At 40.4% G+C, this 8,487-nt stretch carries 9 protein-coding genes and 1 pseudogene; 3 read left to right on the forward strand and 7 right to left on the reverse strand.

From position 1 onward, the window contains the following. The first annotated feature begins 62 nt into the window (after window positions 1–62). Window positions 63–725 (forward strand): AbiV family abortive infection protein, encoded by a 663-nt coding sequence (locus tag DZC79_RS05300; RefSeq protein WP_118950497.1) that lies wholly within the window; start codon window positions 63–65, stop codon window positions 723–725. Between the two features lie 77 nt (window positions 726–802). On the opposite strand, the gene DZC79_RS05305 is transcribed toward DZC79_RS05300, so the two are convergent. The 5 genes and pseudogenes from DZC79_RS05305 to DZC79_RS05325 form a co-directional block, all read right to left on the reverse strand. Continuing rightward, entirely contained in the window at window positions 803–1,960 is a 1,158-nt protein-coding gene (locus tag DZC79_RS05305; protein WP_118950498.1) for a recombinase family protein, read from the reverse strand. Continuing rightward, window positions 1,957–2,205 (reverse strand): hypothetical protein, encoded by a 249-nt coding sequence (locus tag DZC79_RS05310; protein ID WP_118950499.1) that lies wholly within the window; start codon window positions 2,203–2,205, stop codon window positions 1,957–1,959. The genes DZC79_RS05305 and DZC79_RS05310 overlap by 4 nt, the downstream gene beginning before the upstream one ends. Window positions 2,206–2,931: 726 nt before the next feature. Beyond that, window positions 2,932–3,789, reverse strand: a complete 858-nt coding sequence (locus DZC79_RS05315; protein ID WP_157976940.1) for a hypothetical protein — start codon at window positions 3,787–3,789, stop codon at window positions 2,932–2,934. Window positions 3,790–4,173: 384 nt separating this feature from the next. After that, window positions 4,174–4,434 (reverse strand): annotated as a pseudogene (locus DZC79_RS21810) (TolC family protein); the annotation flags it as partial. Window positions 4,435–4,554: 120 nt separating this feature from the next. After that, entirely contained in the window at window positions 4,555–5,301 is a 747-nt protein-coding gene (locus DZC79_RS05325) for an acyl-CoA desaturase (protein ID WP_118950502.1), read from the reverse strand. A gap of 324 nt (window positions 5,302–5,625) precedes the next feature. On the opposite strand from DZC79_RS05325, the gene DZC79_RS05330 reads away from it, so the two are divergent. Beyond that, window positions 5,626–5,859 (forward strand): hypothetical protein, encoded by a 234-nt coding sequence (locus DZC79_RS05330; RefSeq protein WP_118950503.1) that lies wholly within the window; start codon window positions 5,626–5,628, stop codon window positions 5,857–5,859. Window positions 5,860–6,346: 487 nt separating this feature from the next. Beyond that, entirely contained in the window at window positions 6,347–6,919 is a 573-nt protein-coding gene (locus DZC79_RS05335) for a YciE/YciF ferroxidase family protein (protein ID WP_118950504.1), read from the forward strand. Window positions 6,920–7,342: 423 nt separating this feature from the next. Here the strand turns inward: DZC79_RS05335 and DZC79_RS21815 are convergent, their stop codons facing one another. Both DZC79_RS21815 and DZC79_RS05345 read right to left on the reverse strand, forming a co-directional pair. Continuing rightward, window positions 7,343–7,489 (reverse strand): DUF1003 domain-containing protein, encoded by a 147-nt coding sequence (locus tag DZC79_RS21815; protein ID WP_394342485.1) that lies wholly within the window; start codon window positions 7,487–7,489, stop codon window positions 7,343–7,345. A gap of 361 nt (window positions 7,490–7,850) precedes the next feature. Beyond that, the gene (locus DZC79_RS05345) at window positions 7,851–8,069 is read right to left on the reverse strand and encodes a hypothetical protein (RefSeq protein WP_118950506.1); all 219 of its coding nucleotides are present in this window, start codon (window positions 8,067–8,069) and stop codon (window positions 7,851–7,853) included. Window positions 8,070–8,487 lie beyond the last annotated feature (418 nt).

Below are 8,487 nucleotides of genomic sequence, written 5' to 3' on the forward strand. Positions count from 1 at the left end.
ATAATTTAGCTTGTATATTGATTGACTAAATAAACACCACTCATTTGACTTAAACTCCAAATATGACATCAAAATCGACAATTAGACTAGAAAACATTGATCTTGAAGAGTTGAAAAGAGGTTGTAAAATTACAATTGAGAATGCTGAAGAAATGATTGAGGAAGCTGATATTCTAATTAATAATAAACGATTTGCAAGAGCCTATACCCTTTATCAATTAGGGATAGAAGAAGTCGGAAAGAGTAATCTTTTGCTACAATTAATATTTGATTTAAAGATCGGGAGAAAGGTGGACGCCAAAGCTTTGAATAAAGAGTTTAAATTTCACCAGGCTAAATCAAAAAGCTCTATAGTGTTTGAAAAAGCCGCATTGCTATTAATGCTCAGTACTAGTCAAGAAGGAAGTGCACAGGAACGGGTGAAACAATTTTTTGAAGAAAGCGAAAAAGTTGACAAAGAAAATGCAAATATGCTCAACGATAATAAGAATAAAAGTCTTTATGTAGGTATAGAAAACGGGAAATTTATTAGTCCAAAATATATTATTACTACAGAAATGGCATTGAATCTAAGGACAAAAGCATTAATTAGGACAAAAGCCGCTAAAGGACTTTTGGAAGGTTTCTTGAATGACATAGACACGCTGACATCAGCCATGAAAAATTTAGAAGATCAAGGGAAACAAGTTGATTCAGATATGGTAAAAGGCTTTTTTAAAGACTAACCTTTTCGAGTAATTTTTAATCGATTAACATCCAAGAGGAATCAGAAAAGCGACTCTAAATAGAGCCGCTTTTAATTTTAAAAGGTGTTCGATTCCCGTTCTTTATAGGTAATGATCATTTGCTGTTTGATGACATAACGCATTCCTTCGTCCTCTACGCCCAGCACATAGCCACTAAGAACAGCCCTGAAGATATCATGAAGTTCGTCGGCACGTTTGTTGCAACAGCAACCCGGCGTATTGCACTTATAATAGTACTTCTGGTTTTTCCATGCCTTGTAAGCACGCAGAAACCTACCGCATTGGTCGCATTTCAGGAAGCGTTTTAAAGGGGCCTTATTATTTTCCGGAAGAACTGAATACCCGGACTTATGGCTTCCTGCCATGATCTGATTTACCTCCAGGAACAGCTCCCTGGATACTGCCCGCTCCTGGATGCCTTCCAGTACTTGGCCTTCCAGCGCCTTATGGACGATCAGGCCGCAATAAAAAGGGTTACGAAGCAGATCGGACAAACGCTGGTTGCTTAGCTTAAGCCCCATTTCCGCCAGCTTCTTGCGTACATCTTCACTTGACATCCCTGATGCCTTCCATTCAAAAGCATAACGGATCAGTTTGCCTTTTGCATTCAGGATGATCTGCTTTGGCTTCCCTTCAGTGCGAACAATATCGTAACCTACTGGAACGGTAGTACACCAGATACCGGCCAGCAGCTTTTCCTTGACCCCTGCCATACATTTCTCCCTGCGAAGCTGATTGTCATATTCGGAGAAGATAAATTGTATGTTTTGGTGGAACCTTCCGCTGGGTGTTGTCGTATCGGTAGGCTGTGTGACTGCAAAGACGGCAATGCCCTGCTTCTTCAACTGGTCTGCAATATAGATCGCATTGGCGCCAGACCGGCTGAATCTGTCCACACTATAGACAATGATAATAGAGATTTTCTCTTTGCTCCTTTTCACAAAGGTCAGCATACGGTTAAACTCTTTGCGCTCATCGGTTTTCGCACTTTCATAAGTACCGCCGAAATGTCCCAGAATTGGTATGCTATTTTTGATAGCGTAATGCTCACAGTCTTTTCGCTGTGTTTCCAGACTCATGCCCTTAGTCTGCTCTTTACTCGAGACACGGGTATAGATCACGCAGTTACCTTTTGATGCCTGACGTTTCTGCTCTCCTTTTGCAAATGGGGAAAACACCAGCAGGTTATCAGATTGCTTCAATGCAGTGCTCATGCAGCTTTCTTTTTAGGGGTTATAATTAGGTCGATTGCCTTTTTGTTGTATTGCAGCATTCCCGTCCTGGTATGCAGATAAAGAATAGCTCTTGTAAAACATTTTGCGGCCTCTATAATGGCAGCCAACGCTTCATCATTATGATCCTTGAACCAGGGCAGGCCTTTTAGGTCGCTTACCGTCAGGTCTTCCTTTCTCTTCAGCGATAGGTCTATTCTTGCTCCTCCAGCTTGTTCCTTTGCCATAACAGTTACTATTATTAAGAAATGAAAAGGTTATTCTATTGTGTTTTTAATTTGAAAGCCAACTACGGGTCAATGTGATATTTGTAAAAGCAGCAAGTAACAAGCAATGACAAATGGTTTCGTTTCTGATACACCGAAGCGGTCTGCTACCTTTGTAACCGACCTCAACCGATAGTATAAACCCTGTGGTCCTTTTTCACCGTTTGAGGTCTTCTGCAAAAATACAATATATTGATTATCAAATGTTTAAAATTATATTTGATAAAATTGATAGCCCACGATCCATGTTGTTCATCCTCCAATTCCTATGTACTTTACAATAATCACATCATAAGCTCTGTTTGTTTTATTGTTACATAATAAGGGCTAAAGCAGTTGAATAGTAGGATGTAAGCGGCCTGTTTCTTGCCTGTACCGCAGGCTTCCGGAATTTATTTCGGTGGCAGCTTTGCATCCTCTCTTTTCTGCATGCCTCTGCCTGATACAATCAGGCTATAAAGAAAAGCCGTATCAACTAGGTAGGGTATTCCTATAGGGGTACCTATATTTTGCATTATCGCAAAATAAGACAGCTCATGACACGGAGATAGAAGCGTGGTTAAAGAGGTATGGGGTACTGGCCTTGCCATAAAGGCGCAGACCTGAAGTCGTGATTCAGAATAGGAATGATCGAATAGCACGGGGAAGAAACACGCCCAGGTGTTGTCTAACTTGCAGACGGTATGATTATCCTCCGGTATTGTCTTTGTACTTTTTGCGCAGACCGTAGGGCAGTTCCTTTATAGCCCTGGCCAGTTCTTCATCTATCAGCCCTACGGCACCTTCTATGCCCAGGTCCACAAAATAAGGCCGGATGAATTTGAGATCTTCGATAAGTGGAACGTCCGTTTTGTAATTCGGCATCCGCAGGTACTTTTTGTAAATATCAGAGTTCTGTATGGTGGTGAACTTTGTGCCGGTAAGTAAGTGAGCCCAACGGGCAACGCTGCTCACAGAACCATTGTTTCTTGCCTCAATGCCTAAGGCTTTGAGCAGGTAGTAAATGGCCAGTAGTTGCCTTGATTTGGTGGCCTCCTTATCTGTTGCTTCTGCTGTCAGTCCATTGGCAGCCTCATTCTGTACTATTTCCTGCGGCTCTTTACCGGCGTCCTGCAGGTAAAGGTTGGTCCTGTGCCAGTACAGCACATTATTACACATGGTCACTACTGCTTGCATCTGCTCCGGAGTTACAGATTGCTCCTCCAGGCCATTGTATTCTTCATCCGTATAAATGTCTGTTTCCGCCAGCAGCAGGTCAAGATAAAAGTACTGGTAAAAGCGTTTACTGTGGTAAGCCTGAAACCGGCTGCCGTATTTTTGGAGCAGGGCATCCTCTTTAGCATAGTATGCCTGGTAATACTTTTCCTCCCTTTGCTGGCTGTAGCGGTTTAATTGTTCCAGCATCATCAGGAGGTGATTGGTAAGCTCCAACTGCTCTGTTGGTGTATAGGCAGTAAGCATGTCTTCATAATCCCGCACGAACCTTCGGGCAAGTAATGATGATATTTGCTGGCTGCTGTATTGTTTGCGTTCTTGTCCGGGCATAAAGCTGATATTTCCGGTTAGGCTTGAAAATCACTGTAGTAAAAGAGTCAATAGAAGTGCAAGAAGCAAGATGTTTTGTACCTATGTAAACGCTGTTGTAGTTGAATTATTGCCGTTTCAAGGGGTTAGCAACGGTTTTTATGCTGCATTTGAGGCGTAAAATCACGCCTGTGTACCTTCCTAAAAATATTATACAACGGTTGAGTTAATGAAAATAGCTTCTCCCTACCTACAGTTTTGGGGGAAACTCAACCATTGCTTTATTGCTGTTATGTTGTCCTCGCTCTTAGGGGGATAAGTCACTCCAAAATTACTTTCCAGTGCTATTTTATTAGATCCTATGGAAGTTTAACATCCGCTCAATTAGCAATCAAGGTGGCAGCGCTAATCTTTAAACCATAGCCCGTTTCTGTAATACTCTACAGCAGCCCGTTTAAAGATAAGATCATAGTGGGAAGCAGCTTCGTCCGTAGTGGCTTGAAACAAAATATTCTGTGTGGTTAAGAGTTCTATGGCGGGGATCAAACCTTTTTCAAATCGTTTTTGTGCGAAGTTCATGGCAGTTTCGGCCAAGCGTGCGGCGCTCCTGGCCCCGATATATGTTTGATAGGAAGTGCTGGCATCATTGCAAGCCTTGTAGACGGCTTGTTTAGCATCTAAAACAGGTGTTGTAAGACCAAGCTAATCTTCTTAAATTTTACCCATAACTTTTTGCCTTGAAACTATGTTAGCTATCTTGCTTTACAACAAGGCGTTTATCAGTCGTTAGGCTATTCTTAGCAATGCCGGCTTTGCAATCCTTATAATTTTCAACCACCGCAATAAGAGTATGACGGGATAAACAGGGTCAATTTCATGCCAACGGTTACCAAAATTGATAGCGGAAGGATGTTTGTGATGATTATTGTGGTACGACTCTCCCAGCATCAAGATGTCAACGAAAAGCAGGTTATGGGAGGTATTGCTCAGTCTGAAATTCTTATACCCATATTTATGAGCAAACCAGTTGATGATGGCTCCATGAAAGGGCCCCATCAGAATGACAAGCGGCAACAGCAGGTATAACCACGGAGATGATGCAAACAAGATAAAAAACAAAATGTAACCAAGGCTCCATAGTAATTTTGATACTTTTGAATTAGCCCACTTGTCGAATCGTGGCCATTCCGGCAGATTTTTAGCAAAACGCTCTTCTATGGCCATTTTACCATTTAAAATGCTGGCGTATATTTTTTTTGTCCGCCACATCATGCTAAACAGGTTGGAAGAAAAATTGGGAGAGTGGGGATCTTTTGCTGTATCAGTATACGCATGATGCATGCGATGCATTATAGCATAGGCGCGTGCGCTCATATAAGACGACCCCTGCGTTATGTAGGCGAATATAAAGAAAAACCGTTCCCAGAATTTACTCATGGTAAATGCATGATGGGCAGCATACCGATGCTGGAAAAACGTCTGAGAGAATAAAGAAAAATACCATATCCCTACGAAAAAAAGAAGAACTATCATAAAACCAATTTTTGAATTAATAATTGAATGCAGAAATTGATTTTAAAAGAAGCCACTTATATTGAGGTCAATAAAGAGCAGAAACCAGAAGAAAGGATTGCTGTATTCGAGTCCTACTAAAGGTAATCTATTTGTTGTTAAGGCAGAGACAATATTGCAAGGATAGTGTATCAGATATGTTGATAATGACTAAAACACCGATAAAATGAATAAGCCCCTTCTAAAATATGTTGGAAAGCGGGCCGGATTTAGCCATCCCGCTTTCTTTTCGGTATATCTCTGTCGAAAAGACTTGAGAGAACAGTAAGTACAGCGAATACCGTAATGTTAACTGTTAACGAAGCAGCAGATGGCTTTAGTGAAAACATGAAGGCCTTGCAGGGCAATTATTTCCTTAAAGGTTATTATAAGCGTAAAGCGAAGAAAGCTGCTAATGACAAGGTCGCTCAGGACACTACTTCAACAAACGATATTAACAGAGATCTGGATGAAGATGAATTACGAGCTATCATAGCAGATGCCCAAAGAGCTCTTGATTTAAAAAATAGTAAAGAGTGAATTCTGCGCATGAATGATATATGGATATTTATGAATATTTATAAGAGTGAGCAATCATTTGCAAAATAGACTCGATTCTTCATCTGTTTTTCCCAAGCTATAGCTCGTTTATAATACAGATAAACCTAGTCGGACGAATCTGCCATCTAGCAATAGGTATCGAAACACTACGCAAATGTTGAAGCAAGATATACCATTAGACGTTAGATATTCAATAGAGCTGGTTGGCCGGCGTTTCCCATGAAGCCTGTACTATTATAAAGACATCGGAAAAGAGATTTACACTATTAACCGGGAATAGTGCAGCTCATTCCTTATAAGTTGCTTGTAACGGAAACAAAGTGCTCGAAAACTCGGCATACTTTCACATAACAGATTGCAACCTTTATCTAATATTCATTGTTATCGGCTAATATAAAGCATAATGCTCACAGAGATAACAGGCTCTATGCTGAGAATCTAAATCACTTAATAAATCAATAATCTAATGCCAACAAAAACACAAACAGGAAGAGTGAAGCAACAACGAAAGAAAGAGCTTATAGTCCATGGAAACAGCCAGCTTGAAAAGTATTTTTACGATGCCCTGAAAGATATTTACTGGGCGGAAAAGCAATTGACGAAAACATTGCCCAAGATGAAAAAGGCTGCTACTACAGACGAACTACAAGCCGCGATAGATGAACATCTGATGCAAACAAAGCAGCAGGTAAACCGATTGGAAGAGGTGTTTGGCTTATTAGGCAAAAAAATTCAGGCAAAGAAGTGTGAAGCGATGGAAGGGTTGATCAAGGAGGGAGAATCGATAATCGAGGAAACAGAAAAAGGCAGTATGACCAGGGATGTAGGCATTATCATGGCGGCTCAGAAGGTGGAGCATTATGAGATTGCCACCTATGGTGGACTGATTCAACTCGCAAAAACGATGGGGCAATTTAATGTTGCTGATCTTTTACAACAAACGCTGAACGAAGAAAAGCAAACAGATAATGAGCTTACTAAAATCGCTGAAAACAATATAAATTGGAAAGCTGAACAGAAAATAGACGAGGAAGAGTAATAATTGTGCTAGCCCTATATTATGCTTGAAAAGCATATGGAAGCCCGGAAATACTTATATTTCCGGGCTTATTCTTTAATTATCTTCTGTCGCTGGTCAAGCTGTTGTTTCCGTATACTACCCAGATGACATTATGTTACAAGCCAACGGAACACGGTATCTATATTTAAGTCAAACGAAAGATAATGTAGCCTCAGCTTATGCAGCTGATACAAAGGTCGCTATTGAATTTGCTATAATAGCTGCCTTGGGCAAGTGATTTGTGGTCGAACTCCTGTCTATCAAAAATTGCGAACTAATGATGGGACCGATAGAATAATAATTTACAAGGTAGGTAGCGTTGACATTTCAGATTATAAGAAAAAGGCAGGGGATACACCTGCCTTCTCTTATCTATATATCGGCCATAACAACTAAAGATCATTATCGCTTTTCCGGCATACCCTTTTTAATAAAAGGGTAAGGATCGAATATGCGACTACGGATCATGACAACATTGTAAATGATCCAAAGCATAAGAGTAATAATAAAAAGGAGAATAAATTTCCAGCATCTACCGAAGCGAGCCACCCGACCGGACAGCTTTTGTCCCTGGATTAGATTTCGGCGGGAGGATGCAACAGGTTATTCAAGATGAACCCTCCTGGATGATTTCATCCATTATTTTGTGTAATTTATCCAGGAAACCCTACTCCTCTAAAGATACCTGATCAAAGAGTTCAGCCTTCATAATAATTCCCTACAAATACGTTATTATAGGTATGACAAACGTAAGCAAGAGATATATAAGGACGAATATGTAGAATAAAGGTGAAGACTCAAATTTATGATTGATTTGGAAAAAATGTTTTGTCATCATTAATCGTTTGGAGTGAAAGAAAGCTTCATTCGTAAATCCATTTGTGTATACTTCCCTAAGATTCTCTGACAGCTATTTATATTTATCAGGTACTCTCTTCGACATCCGTACACAACCACCTTCAATATGCCTCTCATATCCATCGTTGATTATACAAGAATATTTATCGTCCTGCGTTACTTTGCTGGAAAACACGACTCTGTTGCCATTGGCTTCTACAAGTGCCACTTCGGAATTTAATGATTGTTCTGCGGCGATGATAGCTTCAAATAGGGTTGTGAAAGATTGCATAGTAAAAGGTTTGGTGGTAAAACGTAAAAACATGATAATGTACCAGATATGTTGATGTGCTCGGAAAGACCAGTAAAATCAGCAAGGGACTACACTATAGGCAACAAAAAGCAGACAGTATAGCACTCTCTACTTTCTTTTTGCCCTAATTTCGCCGCCTACTGCAGAAAGTTAGGTTTAGCCCTAAGCGAATCCATCCAAAACGCTTTCGAGGCGTAGAATCTGCTACTTCCAAAGCACCATTTTTCTTATCCGCTTGTTTGAAGATATATTTCCGAGGATAATCAAAGTGAGGTACAATAATGGGAATCGTGTTAAATTGGGCAATAAAAAAAGACAGGATAGTACCTGTCTTCTCTTATTCATATATGGGCCATAGGAGCTAAAATCACAGTGCCTTTTCTGGCATACCTTTTTT

The organism is Taibaiella helva, from assembly GCF_003545695.1.
Taxonomy (GTDB): domain Bacteria; phylum Bacteroidota; class Bacteroidia; order Chitinophagales; family Chitinophagaceae; genus Taibaiella; species Taibaiella helva.